15 protein-coding genes and 1 tRNA gene are annotated in these 14813 nt (G+C 67.2%); 5 read left to right on the top strand and 11 right to left on the bottom strand.

Annotated elements, in window-relative coordinates; translation table 11 throughout:
* Positions 1–238 precede the first annotated feature (238 nt).
* Entirely contained in the window at positions 239–706 is a 468-nt protein-coding gene (locus ACQR50_RS06535; RefSeq protein WP_056432966.1) for a Fur family transcriptional regulator, read from the bottom strand.
* A gap of 113 nt (positions 707–819) precedes the next feature.
* Here ACQR50_RS06535 and ACQR50_RS06530 point away from each other — a divergent pair, with 113 nt between their 5' ends.
* The 5 genes from ACQR50_RS06530 to ACQR50_RS06510 all read left to right on the top strand — a co-directional run bounded on the left by ACQR50_RS06530 (position 820) and on the right by ACQR50_RS06510 (position 4974).
* Complete coding sequence (locus ACQR50_RS06530; RefSeq protein WP_428970269.1) at positions 820–1875, top strand: COX15/CtaA family protein; 1056 nt, start codon at positions 820–822, stop codon at positions 1873–1875.
* Positions 1876–1997: 122 nt separating this feature from the next.
* Complete coding sequence (gene rplM / locus ACQR50_RS06525; RefSeq protein WP_042488064.1) at positions 1998–2477, top strand: 50S ribosomal protein L13; 480 nt, start codon at positions 1998–2000, stop codon at positions 2475–2477.
* Complete coding sequence (gene rpsI, locus ACQR50_RS06520; RefSeq protein ID WP_061778995.1) at positions 2477–3019, top strand: 30S ribosomal protein S9; 543 nt, start codon at positions 2477–2479, stop codon at positions 3017–3019. Before rplM ends, rpsI begins: the two co-directional genes overlap by 1 nt.
* A gap of 179 nt (positions 3020–3198) precedes the next feature.
* Positions 3199–4089, top strand: a complete 891-nt coding sequence (locus ACQR50_RS06515) for a DMT family transporter (protein ID WP_056432963.1) — start codon at positions 3199–3201, stop codon at positions 4087–4089.
* Between the two features lie 93 nt (positions 4090–4182).
* Positions 4183–4974 (top strand): hypothetical protein, encoded by a 792-nt coding sequence (locus ACQR50_RS06510; protein ID WP_428970268.1) that lies wholly within the window; start codon positions 4183–4185, stop codon positions 4972–4974.
* On the opposite strand, the gene ACQR50_RS06505 is transcribed toward ACQR50_RS06510, so the two are convergent.
* The 10 genes from ACQR50_RS06505 to ACQR50_RS06460 all read right to left on the bottom strand — a co-directional run bounded on the left by ACQR50_RS06505 (position 4971) and on the right by ACQR50_RS06460 (position 14717).
* Complete coding sequence (locus ACQR50_RS06505) at positions 4971–5576, bottom strand: ATP-binding cassette domain-containing protein (protein ID WP_428970267.1); 606 nt, start codon at positions 5574–5576, stop codon at positions 4971–4973. The two genes, ACQR50_RS06510 and ACQR50_RS06505, sit on opposite strands and share 4 nt — an antisense overlap.
* Positions 5566–6255: a molybdate ABC transporter permease subunit gene (gene modB / locus ACQR50_RS06500; RefSeq protein ID WP_428970266.1), complete on the bottom strand. Its 690-nt coding sequence runs from the start codon at positions 6253–6255 to the stop codon at positions 5566–5568. Before modB ends, ACQR50_RS06505 begins: the two co-directional genes overlap by 11 nt.
* A gap of 7 nt (positions 6256–6262) precedes the next feature.
* Positions 6263–7015, bottom strand: a complete 753-nt coding sequence (gene modA / locus ACQR50_RS06495; RefSeq protein ID WP_428970265.1) for a molybdate ABC transporter substrate-binding protein — start codon at positions 7013–7015, stop codon at positions 6263–6265.
* Between the two features lie 219 nt (positions 7016–7234).
* Positions 7235–9046 carry a translation elongation factor 4 gene (gene lepA, locus ACQR50_RS06490; protein WP_056432949.1) on the bottom strand — a complete coding sequence of 604 codons (1812 nt, stop codon included), beginning with the start codon at positions 9044–9046 and terminating at the stop codon, positions 7235–7237.
* 39 nt (positions 9047–9085) lie between these two features.
* Entirely contained in the window at positions 9086–9613 is a 528-nt protein-coding gene (locus ACQR50_RS06485; protein WP_428970264.1) for an AAA family ATPase, read from the bottom strand.
* Positions 9610–10161: a nicotinamide riboside transporter PnuC gene (pnuC, locus tag ACQR50_RS06480; RefSeq protein ID WP_428970263.1), complete on the bottom strand. Its 552-nt coding sequence runs from the start codon at positions 10159–10161 to the stop codon at positions 9610–9612. Before pnuC ends, ACQR50_RS06485 begins: the two co-directional genes overlap by 4 nt.
* Before the next feature lie 75 nt (positions 10162–10236).
* Positions 10237–10313 (bottom strand) — tRNA-Pro (locus ACQR50_RS06475).
* Positions 10314–10430: 117 nt separating this feature from the next.
* On the bottom strand, positions 10431–11264 hold the full coding sequence (locus ACQR50_RS06470; RefSeq protein ID WP_428970262.1) for an ATP-binding protein: 834 nt from the start codon (positions 11262–11264) through the stop codon (positions 10431–10433).
* 46 nt (positions 11265–11310) lie between these two features.
* Positions 11311–13308: a tetratricopeptide repeat protein gene (locus ACQR50_RS06465; RefSeq protein ID WP_428970261.1), complete on the bottom strand. Its 1998-nt coding sequence runs from the start codon at positions 13306–13308 to the stop codon at positions 11311–11313.
* Between the two features lie 20 nt (positions 13309–13328).
* Positions 13329–14717: a TIGR03013 family XrtA/PEP-CTERM system glycosyltransferase gene (locus ACQR50_RS06460; RefSeq protein WP_428970260.1), complete on the bottom strand. Its 1389-nt coding sequence runs from the start codon at positions 14715–14717 to the stop codon at positions 13329–13331.
* Between the last annotated feature and the right edge of the window lie 96 nt (positions 14718–14813).

The raw sequence follows: 14813 nt of genomic DNA, 5'->3' as shown, positions 1-14813 counted from the left end.
GTTGCAAAATGATACGTGCGTCAGGCGGGGACGCGTGAAGCCGCAGGCGGAGAAGCTTTCCCGCCCGGACAATATTAGAAAGTGGCAACGCGCGAACCGCTGTGAAATTCCTCCCCTGCAAGGGGAGGTGGCAGGGCAAAGCCCTGACGGGGGGGGTGTCACCCTCTCGATAGCGGGACACCCCTCCACCATGCTGCGCATGGTCCCCCTCCCCTCACCGGGGAGGAAAAGAAGGGGTTCAATCCTTCGGGCAGTCCGCGCAGCGACCGCGCACCTCGATCACCGGACGCTCGGGGCGAAACCCGGCGCCAACGGCGGCATCGCGGACCGCGCCGGTCAGGCGGTCGTCGTCGATATGCGTGATCTGCCCGCATTTGTCGCAGACCAGGAAGATGCAGTCGTGCAGACAGTCGGGATGTGCGTTGGCCACATAGGCGTTGGCGCTCTCCACCCGCCGGGCCAGGTTCGCGCCGACGAACAGGTCGAGAATGCGATAGACGCTGTTCGCCGCCACGCGCCGCCCCTGCGACTGCGACATGACATCGGCGATATCATAGGCCGAGGCGGGCTTGTCGAACCCGGCCAGCGCCTCGAACACGCTGGCGCGCATCGCCGTCCACTGCTCCCCGGCGCGCTCCAGGGTAGCCTTGGCCGCGACGGAAAGATCGGCCCCCTGGGGCTCCTGATGGGTGTGAGCATGCGCCATGGAGGGGATTTAGGCGGTGCCGCCCCGGCGGGCAAGGTCCGGGCGGCGGGGGTCCGGGCGGCGGGGCATTCGGTCCACTATCGCGCGGGCGCGCGAAACCCTATCATGGCGTCATGCTGCAACCGAGCCCCGCCTTCATGATCACCGCCCGCCCCCGCAGCCTGGCCCGCTGGCTGTTCGCGGTCGCCGGGCTGATCGTCGCCATGGTCGTGGTCGGCGGCATCACGCGCCTGACCAATAGCGGCCTGTCGATCACTGAGTGGAAACCGATCACCGGGATCGTGCCGCCGCTGACCGACGCGCAGTGGCAGGCCGAGTTCGCCAATTACAAGCGCATCCCCGAATATTGGACCTTCAACCGCGACATGACGCTGGCGGGGTTCAAGGCGATCTTCTTCTGGGAGTATCTCCACCGCGTGCTGGGCCGGGTGATCGGCATGGCCTTTGCCCTGCCCCTGATCTGGTTCTGGGCGCGCAAGGCGATTCCGGCGGGCTACAAGCCGCGGCTCGTCGCGCTGTTGGCGCTGGGTGGATTGCAGGGGGCGATCGGCTGGTGGATGGTCGCCTCGGGCCTCGTCGAGCGGACCGACGTCAGCCACATCCGGCTGACCGTGCATCTGCTGACCGCGCTGTTCATCCTGGCGGGGATCGTATGGACCGCGCTCGACCTGATGGCGCTGCATCGCAACCGGCTGGCGGCCCCTGCCCGGCTGACACTGCTGGGCGCAGGCGCGGTGCTGACGCTGTTCGTCCAGCTGATGTTCGGGGCGCTGACCGCCGGATTGGATGCGGGCTATGCCTTTTCCAGCTGGCCGCTGATGGGCGACGCGTGGTTCCCGGCGGGCACGCCGATGATGTCGCCCGCCATCGCCAACGTCTTCGACAACCCGGTCGTGGTTCAGTTCATCCATCGCTGGTTCGCCTTCGCCGCGGCGGGGCTGCTCGTTTGGATGGCCGCACGGGCGATCCGGCATGGCGCGCTTCGCGCCGGATGGCTGGTGATCGTGCTGGTCGTCGTCCAGATCGGCCTCGGCATCGCCACCCTGCTGTCGGGCGTGCAGATCGACATCGCGGTCGCGCATCAGGCCAATGCCGCGCTCCTGCTGATCGCCGCGACCGCCGCCGCGCATCGCCTGGGCAGCCCCGGCCAAACCCATAAGGTATCATAATACCCGTCAGCAAAGCCCCACTTTGCTTGACATTTTGGGGCCTCTCCAGCATTGGACCCTCGTTCGCGCCGCCCGGGTTCACGGGCGGCGTGTTGCATTTCAAACCGAAAGGTCTCACGCCCATGAAGGCGCTCATGAAGACCACCAAGGCGGCCAAGCCGCACGAGGTGGAGAAGAAGTGGCATATCGTCGACGCCGACGGTCTGGTTGTCGGCCGTGCCGCCACCATCATCGCGAACATCCTGCGCGGCAAGCACAAGACGTCGTTCACCCCGCACGTCGATTGCGGTGACAATGTCATCGTCATCAACGCGGACAAGGTGCGCTTCACCGGCAACAAGCTGGGTCAGAAGGTGTACTACAAGCACACCGGTTATGCCGGTGGTATCAAGGGCATCACCGCCGCCAAGGTCCTGGAAGGCCGCTTCCCCGAGCGCGTCCTGGAAAAGGCCGTCGAGCGCATGATCCCGCGCGGGCCCCTGGGCCGTCAGCAGATGCGCAACCTGCGCATCTTCGCCGGCACCGAGCATCCGCACGCCGCTCAGAACCCCGAAGTCCTCGACATCGCGTCGATGAACCGCAAGAACAAGGTGGGCGCATAATGTCCGATAACCGCCAGTCGCTCGCCGATCTCGGCGCCACCCTGAACCAGCAGGCCGCTGCCGCTCCGGCGCAGACCGCCGCTGCCGGTGAAGCGCCTGCCGCTCCCGCCGAGCGCGTCAGCACCACCCCGCTGCGTCAGCAGGAACTGGACAAGTTCGGCCGCGCCTATGCGACCGGCCGTCGTAAGGACGCCGTCGCTCGCGTCTGGCTGAAGCCGGGTTCGGGCAAGATCACGATCAACGGTCGTGACCAGGAAGTGTATTTCGCACGTCCGACGCTGCGTCTCGTCATCAACCAGGTGTTCGGCATCACCGAGCGCGAAGGTCAGTATGACGTGATCTGCACCGTCAAGGGCGGCGGTCTGTCGGGCCAGGCCGGTGCGGTCAAGCACGGCATCAGCCAGGCGCTGACCAAGTTCGAGCCGGTTCTGCGCGCTCCGGTCAAGGCCGCTGGCTTCCTGACCCGCGACAGCCGTACTGTCGAGCGTAAGAAGTATGGCCGCGCCAAGGCGCGTCGCAGCTTCCAGTTCTCGAAGCGCTAAGATGCGGGCCGCCTTGGATGGCCGAAGCCATCCAAGGACAGGCCACGGCGGGCGGCAGGAACGGCAAGGCCGTTCATGTCCGACGGCGTGGCAGCACGAAGCACGAAGGAGCGGTCCGGCAACGGGCCGCTCTTTTCGTTTGGGGCGGACTTCATGCGCCCGACAGGACGGAAGCACCCATGACGAACCCCTTGTGGATTCCCGCCACCATCGCCGCCGCGACCTTTCAGGTCGGTCGCAATGCCCTGCAACGCGGGGTCATGGCGTCCTCTGGTCCTTGGGGCGCGACGCTGGTGCGGTTCCTGTTCGGCCTACCCTTCTCGATCCTGTTCGTCACGCTCGCCCATTTCGTCATGCCGGGGGCCGATCTTCACTGGAGCGGGGCCTTCTGGCTGTCGGCGATCGTGGGTGCCGCGTCGCAGGTTCTGGCGACGGCCGCCCTGCTCGACGCGATGCAGCGGTCCGGCTTTGCGGTCGGCACCGCCCTTCAGCAAAGCTCGCTGCCGCTGGCCGCACTGCTCGGACTGATCGTCTATCATGACCGGATCAGCGGCGTGGCCTGGATCGGCGTCGCCATCACCACTGCCGGACTCGTCGCCCTGTCCTGGCCGCCGCCCGAGCAACGCCGCGCCTCGCTGATCGGGGCCGCGATGGGGCTGGCCTCGGGGCTTTTCTTCGGCTTCTCGCTCAATGCGTTTCGCCACGCCGCGCTGGCGCTCGACCCCGTCCACCCGGTCTTCGCCGCGCTGGTCTGCGTCGCCGTCGTCCAGGCGATGCAGACGGTCGCGCTGGGCCTGATCCTCGCCTGGCGCGATCCGGCGACGCTGGTCGAGGTGGCGCGCCGCTGGCGGCCTTCGCTGGGCGCGGGGCTGTGCGGTGCCTGCGCTTCGGCGGGATGGTTCGTGGCGCTCGCCTTGTCCCCCGCCGCGCCGGTTCGCGCGCTGGGCATCATCGAGGCGCCCATCGCCGCCATGGCCGGGCACCGGCTGTTCCGCGAGCGATTGGGCGCGCGGCAAATCCTGTCGGGAGTCGCAATCATCGGCGGGGTCTTGCTGACGACGCTGTTCTGACCGTGCGTTCCGGCAGCGATGTCATGGCGCCTTCATAAGACAGCCATTTGCGCCACCGCATATTGGTTCGATCTGGCTCGTGGAGGAGGGGACATGCCGGTTCGTCTCGCAACCCGTCATTGGCTGCTGCTCTTGGCGAGCTTCGCGCTACCGGCCGCCGCCTCTCCGCCGTCCCGCGTCGACCTTTCCGGTCTGGCCCCCGGCTGGCGGCTTGTGGCGACTCAGGGCCCGGATGAAGAAGACCCCGGCGGCAATACCGCACCGGGCAAGCTCCACCTGTGCATCACGCGCGACGGCGGCAAGACCTGTCGCCCTGCGCTCGACGACCTGCTGACCAGACCCGGCCAGCCGAGCCCGTTCGACGAGGCGCATTATCTGGAAACGGCCCGGATCGTCCGCCCCAGTGCCGGCCGGGCCTTGCTCTGGGTACAGGTGGCCAGTGTCCATGGCGGCAATGGCGACCAATGGGTCGGCCGCATGGCACTGTCCTATGACCGGGCAACGGGCCGCTTCGTTCCGGTGTTCCGCCAGCAGACGGGGCGCAACAACAATCAGGAGGTGCGGTTCATCGAGATGGGCCCGCTGCGCGGCGCGATCGTCTCTGCCGTGCCGACCTCCGACGCACCGTTCGGCTTCTGGATTACCGTGAACCGCATGAATGCTGGTGGTCGCTATGCCCAGGTCCTGCGCTATCGCAGCGGGACGCGTTATGGCGACGGCAACCCGCTGGCAGCCATCGACTCGGAAATGCCCGAGACCCTGCGCCGGTTGAAGCTGTGGCAGCCGGGCCAACCGCTTCCCCTGCCCGATCGCGCCTGCCCCAAACCCCGGCTGATCGCGCAAGTTCTGTGGTGCACCGATCCGCCCGCTTCGGCACCACGCTAGAGCCGGACGATCGCGGTGGCGATCCGCTCGGCTTCCTCCGGGTCATGCGTGACCATCAGGATCGGGATGCCGCTCCGGTCGCGCACCGCCTCCAGTGCGTTGAGGATATCCCCCCGCCGCGCCCGGTCGAGCGATGATAGCGGCTCGTCGAGCAGCAGCACGCGCGGATTGCTGAGCAGGGCCCGCCCGATCGCCACGCGTCGCGCTTCGCCGCCGGACAGGCTGCGCGGCCAACGATCGAGCAGATGGCCGATGCCCAGCATCGCGATGACACCGTCCCAATCGCTGCCGCCCCGGCCCATGCCATAGCGCAGATTGGCTGCGACCCGCCGATGCGGGAACAGGCGCGGTTCCTGAAAGACATAGCCGATACGGCGATGCTCGGGGCGGATATCGATCCGGGCAGCGGCATCGAACAGTGTCTCGCCCGCGACCCGGACATGGCCCGTATCCGGCCGGACGAGCCCGGCCACCATTTGCAGGATCGTGGTCTTGCCGACGCCCGACGGCCCGAACAGCACGGTCGCGCCCGGCCCGGTGGCGAAGCAGGCCGCGATCTGCCCTTCGCCACGCCGCACCGTGACGTCGACGTCAAAGGACATGCAGCCCCCGCCCCATCCGCCGCGCCAGCCATTCGGAGGCAACGAGCGCGACCAGCGACAGCACGACCGACACGCTGGCCAGTCGCCATACCATCTCCTCGCCGCCTGGCCGTTGAAGCGCGGAATAGATGGCGAGCGGCAGGGTCGCCGTCTCTCCGGGTACGTTAGAGACGAAGGTGATCGTCGCCCCGAACTCCCCGATCGAGCGCGCAAATCCCAGCACCAGTCCCGCCAGGACACCGGGTGCACAGAGCGGCAGGGTAATGGTCGCGAAGACCCGTACCGGCCCCGCCCCCAATGTCCGGGCGGCCTGCTCCAGCCGGGGGTCGACCGCCTCGATCGACAGGCGAATGGCGCGCACGACCAGTGGCAGCGCCATGACCCCCGCCGCGATCGCCGCGCCGGTCCAGCGGAACAGCACGCTCACCCCGAACCACTCCGCCAGCCAGCGTCCGACCGGCCCCTCCGGTCCGAAGGCGAGCAGCAGTACCCAGCCGGTGACGACCGGCGGCACGACCAGCGGCAAATGGACGATGCCGTCGAGCAATACCCGCCCCGGAAACCGCCACCGCGCCAGGGCCCAAGCCAGGACGAAGGCAATCGGCAGCGTCACGAGCATCGCCGTGCCGCCGACCAGCAGCGACAGGCGAACGATCCCCCATTCCTCGGCCGACAGCATCAAACCGTCATCGCGTCGCGAAACCGTAACGGCGGAAGATCGCCTTGCCTTCGCCCGACAGCAGGAAGCGGCGAAAGCCCTCGCCCTCCGAATTGGTCGAGGCCTTCAGCCGGGCGAGCGGATAGGTGATCGGCGGATGGCTTGCCGCGGGAAACATGCCCGCCACGCGGACGCGCGACGAGGCCTTGGCGTCGGTGGCGTAGACGATGCCATAGGGGGCCGCGCCCCGCTCGACGAGGGCAAGTGCCGCGCGGACATTCTCAGCGCGCACGACATGCGGTGCGACCATGATCCAGGCGCCGAGCTTTTCGAGCGCCGCCTTGCCATATTTGCCCGCAGGCACGCTGTCGGTATCGGCCATGGCCAACGGACCGGCGGAAAGGGTCTTGCCCAGCGTGCGCGTCGTCACCTGTCCGCCCTTGCCCACAGGCGAGATCACGACCAGGCGATTGCCCAGAAACGCGCTCCGGGTCTTGTCGGCGAGCAGGCCGTCCTTTTGCAGGACGTCCATCCATTCCTCATCGGCGGAGGCGAACAGATCGGCCTTGCCCCCCGCCTGCACCTGCCGCGCCAGTGCCGAGGAAGCGGCGAACGAGATGACCGGGCGGGGATGGCCCTTCTTCGCCCAGGCATCGGCGGCGGCGGTCATCGATTCCTGAAGGCTGGCGGCGGCGAGGACCAAGGGCGCCCGGTTCTGGGCGAGAACCGGCGTCGACGCGCACAATGCTCCGATCAACGCGGCAAATCGCAAACCCATCATCGGCGTCCCCCTTTTTCGCCCTGATGGCGTCGATGGGCTGTAACGCACAAGGAACGATTTTATTCCTTCCTCCTCGGCGCAATTCCTCCCCAAGCTGAGCTTGGGGAGGTGGCAGGGCGAAGCCCTGACGGAGGGGCCTTGGCGTTCGCACGGCTGCCCCTCCACCACCGCTTCGCGGCGGTCCCCCTCCCCAAGCTCAGCTTGGGGAGGAATGAAGGTTTACGCCTCGTCGCCCATGCGGAGCGCGGCGATGAAGGCTTCCTGCGGGATGCTGACCGAGCCATATTCGCGCATCTTGGCCTTACCCTTTTTCTGCTTTTCCAGCAGCTTGCGCTTACGCGTTGCGTCGCCGCCATAGCATTTCGCGGTCACGTCCTTGCGCATCGCGCTGATCGTCTCGCGCGCGATCACCTTGCCACCGATCGCCGCCTGGATCGGGATCTTGAACAGGTGGCGCGGGATCAGTTCCTTCAGCCGCTCGCACATGCCGCGACCGCGCGTCTCGGCGGTGCCACGGTGGACGATCATCGACAGCGCGTCGACCGGCTCTTCATTGACCAGGATCGACATCTTCACGAGGTCGCCCTCGCGATAGCCGATCTGGTGATAGTCGAAGCTGGCATAGCCCTTGGACAGCGACTTCAGCCGGTCGTAGAAATCGAAGACGACCTCGTTGAGCGGCAGTTCATAGGTCGCCTGCGCACGACCGCCGACATAGGTCAGGTTCTTCTGGATGCCGCGACGGTCCTGGCACAGCTTCAGGATGGACCCCAGATACTCGTCGGGGACATAGATGGTCGCCTCGATCCACGGCTCGCTGATCGACGCGATCTTGTTGGGATCGGGCATGTCGGCCGGGTTGTGCAGGTCGATCTGACCACCGTCATGGCTCAGCTCGATCTGATAGACCACCGACGGCGCGGTGGTGATCAGGTCGAGGTCGTACTCGCGGGTCAGACGCTCCTGGATGATCTCCAGATGCAACAGGCCCAGGAAGCCGCAACGGAAACCGAAGCCGAGCGCGGCCGAGGTTTCCATCTCGAAGCTGAACGAGGCGTCGTTCAGGCGCAGCTTGCTGATCGACTCGCGCAGCTTCTCGAAGTCGTTGGCGTCGACCGGGAACAGGCCGCAGAACACCACCGGCTGGACTTCCTTAAAGCCCGGCAGCGCCTGCTCGGTCGGCTTCTTGGCGTCGGTCAGCGTGTCGCCGACGCGCGCCTGCGCCACGTCCTTGATCTGCGCGGTGATGAAACCGATCTCGCCCACACCCAGCTCGGTCAACTGCTCGATCTTGGGCCGGAAACAGCCGACGCGGTCGATCAGATGGGTGGTGCCCGCCTGCATGAACTTGATCTGCTGCCCCTTTTTCAGGGTGCCTTCCATCACGCGAACGAGGATGACGACACCCAGATAGGGGTCGTACCAGCTGTCGACCAGCATCGCCTTGAGCGGCGCGGTCGCGTCGCCCTTGGGTGCGGGGATATTCTTGACGATCGCTTCCAGGATGTCGCCGATGCCGATACCCGACTTGGCGCTGGCCAGCACCGCACCCGAGGCGTCGATGCCGATCACGTCCTCGATCTCGGCGCGGACCTTTTCCGGCTCGGCGGCGGGAAGATCGATCTTATTGATGACGGGCACGATCTCATGATCATGCTCGATCGACTGATAGACATTGGCCAGCGTCTGCGCCTCGACCCCCTGCGCGGCGTCGACGACCAGCAGCGCGCCTTCGCAGGCAGCCAGCGACCGGCTGACCTCATAAGCGAAGTCGACATGGCCCGGCGTGTCCATCAGGTTCAGCGTATAGGTCTCGCCGTCCTGTGCCTTGTACGCCAGGCGCACGGTCTGCGCCTTGATGGTGATGCCGCGTTCCTTCTCGATCTCCATGTTATCGAGAACCTGCTCGCTCATCTCGCGGTCGGTCAGGCCGCCGGTGAACTGGATCAGGCGATCGGCGAGCGTCGACTTGCCATGGTCGATATGCGCGATGATGGAGAAGTTGCGGATCTTGTCGAGCGGCGTGGACACGGGGGGAATGGTTTCCTGAAAAGCTATTCGATCACGCCACTAGCAAAGATGCGGGCGGATGCCAAAGTGCTCTAGCGCGGCGATGCAATTTGCATAGCGGCTTTCGCCCTGCCCCTCGATCAAGGCGTAGCGAACGCCGCGCCGATCCAGTTCGGCCCGCGACCATTCGAAGAAGCGCTGCCGTGCCGCCAGTGTGCCGAACAGCCGGGTGCCGTCCTCTATCCACGGCAGATCGGGCGCGAAGAGCAGATAGATGTCGGACAGCCGGTCCCACCGGGCGAACCACGGATCGCGCGTCCCGAACAGCATGTCGGCCCAGACGGCGGTCATCAGCGGATCGGTATCGGTCACGACCGGCCAGGGCCCATCGGCCATCGCGCGGGCCAGCATCGCGTCATGCCCCTGCCCGATCGCCACCAGATCCGCCATGGTGAAGTCCGTGCCATGCGCCTCGGCATAGTCGCGGCCATATTCGGGCAGATACCGGCCACCCAGAGCCTGGGCCAGGCGTGGCCCGACGGTCGACTTGCCGGTGCTTTCCGGCCCGTGAAGACAGATGCTCGTCACGCCCGCTCCCGCCATTCGCGATAGCCCCACAGGCTCAATCCCAGGAAGATGACGTATAGGATCGCGGTCAATGTCAGCCCCTTTACCGCGTAGAGCGCGATGGAGGAGAGATCGACGACGATCCACAGCAGCCAATTCTCCAGCCGCCGCCGCGCCAGCAAGATCTGCGCCGCGACGCTGGTGACGGCATTGGCCGCATCCCAGAACGGCATGGCCGCATCGGTCCAGTGCGCCATCACCGCGCCCCAGCCGAGCGAGGCGACCGCGATACCCGCGAGCCACCCGCCACGCTCGGGCGCAGACAGCCTCTCGACCGTCACCTCACCCGCCTGCGTCACGCTGCGCCGCCAGACGATCCAGCCATAGAGGTTGAGCGCAAAGAAGAAGAGCTGCAACGCGGCGTCGCTGTACAATCGCTCGCGCCAGAACAGCAGCGCGTAGAGCGACACCATCACCAGCGCGACGGGATAGTTCCACAGGCTGCGCCGCACGACCAGCGTGACGTTCGCGACACCGAGGATGAAGGCGATGGATTCGAGCCAGGTCATGCCACCCGGTCGAGCCGGGGCGCCCTGTCAGGGGCGGTTCGCTATCGATGGACTGGACCGCGTCAGGCGGTGAAATGGTCGGGGAGAGAGGATTCGAACCTCCGGCCCCTGCCTCCCGAAGGCAGTGCTCTACCAGGCTGAGCTACTCCCCGACTAGAGAGTACGGACCGCTTTCGAAGCCTTTCGGGAAGGCCGATCCGTGCTGGAGGCGCGCCAATAGCCAGCGGCTCGGATAGGTGCAAGAGGTTTTTTATCCGTCACCTGATTTATTACAGATTTCGCCCCAGCCGCCCCGCCAGATCGACGATATATTGCCATGCCACGCGCCCCGAACGGCTACCCCGGCGGGTGGCCCAGTTGACCGCCTCATGCCCGTCGAACGGCAGGTCATGGCGTGTCGCATAGGCGCGCACGATCGCCAGATACCCATCCTGATCGAGGGCGTGGAAACCCAGGCTCAGGCCGAACCGGTCGGCGAGCGCCAGCTGGTCGTCCACCACGTCACGCGGATTGATCGCGCTGTCCTGCTCGCTCAGGTCGCGGGGCAGCAGATGGCGGCGATTAGCGGTGACGAGCAGTCGGACATGCGCGGGCCGCGCCTCCGCCCCGCCGTCGAGCAGCGAACGCAGCTTGCGCGCCTCGCCCGCTTCGTCGAACCCCAGATCGTCGATGAAGACGGCAAAGGCGCGGTCGGCGCCCTCCAGCATCGCAAACAGGTCTGGCAGGCTGTCGAGCGTATCGACCGACACCAGGGCCAGCCGCCCCGGACGATCCGCCTGGACGGCGGCGACGCCCGCCTTGACCAGCGCCGACTTGCCGGTGCCGCGCGCGCCCCAGAGCAGCACGTCCTGTGCCGCATGCCCGTCGGCCAGACGGACCAGATTGGCAAGCAAGGCCTCGCGCTGCTGGTGCAGCCCCTGCAACAGGTCGAGCGGCACCGGCGCGAAACCGCGCGCGGCCTGCAGCGCCCCGCCCCGCCAGATATAGGCCGGATGCGCCAGCGGATCGGCGGACGGCGCGGGCGGCGGAGCCAGACGTTCGAGAGCGGCGGCGATACGTTCCAGGACGGGGCTGGCTGAAAAGGGGCTGGCGAGATCGGTCATGGCGCCGCTGGTACGGCACCCCTCCCCTCCTGCCAAGCGCGCGGCGTCAGAGCTGCGCGCGGTGCGCCAGGATCGTGGGGTTGCCCGGTGCAAGGGCCAGCGCCTTGTCAAACAGCTGCCGCGCGCCCTCGGGCTCGCCCGCCACGGCCAGCGCGCGGCCATAGGCATCGGCCACCCCCGCATTCATCGGCGCCAGCCGATAGGCCGCCGCGGCGTAACGCCGCGCGACCACCCCATCCCCCGCCTCGGCATAGGCGATGGCGAGATCGTGGAGCAGGGCCACGTCCCGCGCGCCGAGTTGGGTGCGCAGTCCCTCCAGCGTCTCGATCGCGTCATCCCATCGCCCGGCGGCCATCTGCCACTGGGCGAGCAGGCGGCGTGCGGGCACGCTCTGCGGATTCTGCGAAAGATACAGTCCCAGGCTGACCGCCGCGTCATGGGCGCGCCCGGTTCGCTGATAGCCGTCGACCAGCCGCAACATGGTCGGCTCGTCAAAGGTCAGGTCCGCCGCCCTGGCATAAGGGCCCAGCGCGGCGGCATGTTGCCCGGCGGTGGCCAGGGCATCGCCATAGGCCAGCTGCGCGGCCGGAGCACCGGGGCTCGCGCGGACCAGCGACTGGGCGACCCGGATCGCCCCCGCGCGGTCGCCCTGGCTCGCCAGCCCCCGGATCAGGCCTAGCGCATAGGTCGGATCGGTCGGGGACTCCGCCGCCGCCATCTTCAGTTCGCCGACCGCGCGATCGGGCCGGAAGATCGCGGCGTCGCCCCGCTGCCCGGAGGCGGCTCGGTCGCTCAGCACCAAGGCATTCTCGGGGTCGGCCATCATGCCCAGCCGCAGCGCATATCCATCCGCATCGGCCCGCGTCAGGATCGGGCGCAGCGTCGCCAGTGCGGCGGGCCGGTCCCCCACGCCCAGTTGCGCCGCCGCCAGCAGTTCGCGGGCGGCCACGTTCATGGGCTGCATCGTCACCAGCCGCGCCCAGGCACGCGCGGCCCGCTGCGGCCGTCCCTGCGCATAGGCGATGGCGCCCTCCAGCATCGCCGTGCCGGGCCGCATCCGCAGCGCGCCGCCGGTGAGCTGGAGCAGTTGTTGCGCCAGCGCATAACGCCCCGCCCGCGCGGCGATGACCGCCTGGAGATAGAAGGCGTCGGGGTTGCCGGGCTGCGACACCAGCGCCGATCGGGTCGCCGCCAGCGCATCGCTCGCCCGCCCCAGATCGCCGAGCGTCGCCGCATATTGGATCAAGGCCCGTAAGTGATAGGCATCCCGCGCCAAGGCCGCCTGGAACCAGGGCAGCCCCGCCGCCAGCCCATAGCGGGCGCGCAGCACCTCACCCTGAAGGGTCAATGCATCGGGATCGGCCGGAGCCAGTGCCGCCGCTCGCGCCGCCGCCTGGGACGCTCCGTCCATATCGCCCGCGCCAAAGCGGCTGCGCCCCAGATCGGTCCAGAGGCGCGCATCATCGGGATAGAGGGTGACCAGGCCTTGCAGCGCCTGTCGCAGGGGAACGCCCCCATCCTCCTGCGCCGCCACCTGCGCCGCGATCCGCGCCATCGCCGCGTCGCGCTCGGCAGGCATATGGTCGACCGCATCCTGCGCACCCGCCAGATCGCCCTGGAGAAACCGCGCCTCGGCCCGCGCCGCCAGTGTCTGGGCCAGCGGCACGCCGTCCTTCAGCGCCCGGTCGAGCGCGGCGTCCGCCGTTACGCCCTCGCCCAGCAACAGGCTGGTCCGTGCCAGCATCATCTGCGCCGCCTGCGATCGGGGAGCCGCTTCGGCCGCCTGCCGGGCCTGGTCATGCGCCGCGTGGTAATTGCCCGCTTCCAGCGCGGCCGTCCCACGCCGCAGCGCCTGCGTCGGATCGACCGGCGGCTTGCCGGTATAGACGAGCGCCAGCAACCCCGCCACGGCCAGACCGATGACACCCAGCGCGGCCAGGATACGGAGACGCCGCCGGATCGAGCGCCGCCACCAGATACGCCGCTTGCGTCGCATCATCGGATAGGGATGCGACCGCCGCCGGTCGCGCCCCCTCGGCAGCACCCTCCTGTCCTCGCTCATGATCAGCGCGCGCCCGACGGCCAGAGGATCACCCGCAACGTCTGAAGCAGGATCAGGGCATCGAGAAAGGGCGAATAATTCTTGGCGTAATACAGGTCATATTCCAGCTTGTGCCGCGCATCGTCGATCGACGCGCCATAGGGATAGTTCAGTTGTGCCCAGCCGGTGATTCCCGGCTTCACCATGTGGCGCTCGGCATAGAAAGGAATTTGCTGTTCGAGCTGTTCGACGAATTGCGGGCGCTCCGGGCGCGGGCCGACGAAGCTCATCTCGCCCATCAGTACCGACCAGATTTGCGGCAGCTCATCGATCCGCACCTTGCGGATGAAACGCCCGACACGGGTGATACGCGGATCGTCCTTCTCTGCCCAGACCGCCTGCCCGGCCAGTTCGGCATCCTGCCGCATCGAACGCAGCTTGGGAATGTCGAAGGGCTGGTTGAACAGGCCGACGCGTCGCTGCCGATAGAAAGCGGGCCCGCGCGATTCCAGCCGGATCAGGATGGCCGTGACCAGGATCACCGGCACCGCGAAGATGAGCAGGATCAGGCTGACCGAAATGTCGAAGGCGCGCTTGGCCATGGCCGACCACATACGGCCCGACGCAAAGCCATCGGAAAAGATCAGCCAGCTGTGGCTGACCGAGGCCAGGTCGATACGGCCCGTCTGTTGTTCCAGAAAGGTTGATATTTCTGATACATGGACGCCGGTCGTGCGAACGCGCAGCAAGTCCTGATAGGGCAGCGCGCCGCGTCGTTCCTGAAGCGCCAGCACCACCTCGCCCGCTTCGCGTTCGAGCACGAAGGCCGACAGGCTCGGGATGGCGGAACGCGGCACGGCGCGCGGGACGGCATCCTCCTCCGGGCGCATCGCGATCGCACCGGCGATCACGAAATTGGAGCCTGGCTGTTCCGCCAGCGCGGCGATCTGCGCCGCCCGCGCGCCCGCACCGATCAGGACCACCCGCCGCTTAAACCGATCGCCGCCCAGATATCGCCCCAATATGCCACGGACCACGACCAGCAGCACGGACGCGAAGACCATCGAATAGAACAGGCTGGACCGCCAATAGCTGACGCTGGGAAAGAAGAAAAAGATCAGCGACAGGAAGATCACGCCCAGCGAGATCGCCACCATCAACCGCGCCGCCGCGAACCGCAGCGACAGGAAGGACGCGGCCGTATAAGCCCCCACGGCGAGCAGCGAAATCTGAAGCGGGATCGCGAAGCTCAGCACCTGCGGCAGCCGCTCGATCAAACTGCCGACCGGATAGTCGATCTGATGCGCGCGCAGCACCCAGCCCAACTCGGCCGCGACCATCAGCAGCAGGAAGTCGACCAGGCCGAGCAGCAGCGCCGCATGGGGGACATAATGTTTGAACAGGCGGATCATCTACCGGACCGACTTCCCCAACGCATCCTAAGCCCCGCTATTGGAGCGACTTTTCATATTTTTGCAGACAATGACAAACGAACCGTGAAGATATGC

Source organism: Sphingomonas sp. Xoc002, from assembly GCF_050408055.1.
GTDB classification, from domain to species: domain Bacteria; phylum Pseudomonadota; class Alphaproteobacteria; order Sphingomonadales; family Sphingomonadaceae; genus Sphingomonas; species Sphingomonas yabuuchiae.
This window is presented reverse-complemented; position numbering and strand designations above follow the sequence as displayed.

What these genes read in the sequence shown, in the direction of transcription:
- ACQR50_RS06535 (WP_056432966.1), bottom strand. Translation starts at nt 706, where the DNA reads ATGGCGCATGCTCACACCCATCAGGAGCCCCAGGGGGCCGATCTTTCC.
- ACQR50_RS06530 (WP_428970269.1), top strand. Translation starts at nt 820, where the DNA reads ATGCTGCAACCGAGCCCCGCCTTCATGATCACCGCCCGCCCCCGCAGC.
- rplM (WP_042488064.1), top strand. Translation starts at nt 1,998, where the DNA reads ATGAAGGCGCTCATGAAGACCACCAAGGCGGCCAAGCCGCACGAGGTG.
- rpsI (WP_061778995.1), top strand. Translation starts at nt 2,477, where the DNA reads ATGTCCGATAACCGCCAGTCGCTCGCCGATCTCGGCGCCACCCTGAAC.
- ACQR50_RS06515 (WP_056432963.1), top strand. Translation starts at nt 3,199, where the DNA reads ATGACGAACCCCTTGTGGATTCCCGCCACCATCGCCGCCGCGACCTTT.
- ACQR50_RS06510 (WP_428970268.1), top strand. Translation starts at nt 4,183, where the DNA reads ATGCCGGTTCGTCTCGCAACCCGTCATTGGCTGCTGCTCTTGGCGAGC.
- ACQR50_RS06505 (WP_428970267.1), bottom strand. Translation starts at nt 5,576, where the DNA reads ATGTCCTTTGACGTCGACGTCACGGTGCGGCGTGGCGAAGGGCAGATC.
- modB (WP_428970266.1), bottom strand. Translation starts at nt 6,255, where the DNA reads ATGCTGTCGGCCGAGGAATGGGGGATCGTTCGCCTGTCGCTGCTGGTC.
- modA (WP_428970265.1), bottom strand. Translation starts at nt 7,015, where the DNA reads ATGATGGGTTTGCGATTTGCCGCGTTGATCGGAGCATTGTGCGCGTCG.
- pnuC (WP_428970263.1), bottom strand. Translation starts at nt 10,161, where the DNA reads ATGACCTGGCTCGAATCCATCGCCTTCATCCTCGGTGTCGCGAACGTC.
- ACQR50_RS06470 (WP_428970262.1), bottom strand. Translation starts at nt 11,264, where the DNA reads ATGACCGATCTCGCCAGCCCCTTTTCAGCCAGCCCCGTCCTGGAACGT.
- ACQR50_RS06460 (WP_428970260.1), bottom strand. Translation starts at nt 14,717, where the DNA reads ATGATCCGCCTGTTCAAACATTATGTCCCCCATGCGGCGCTGCTGCTC.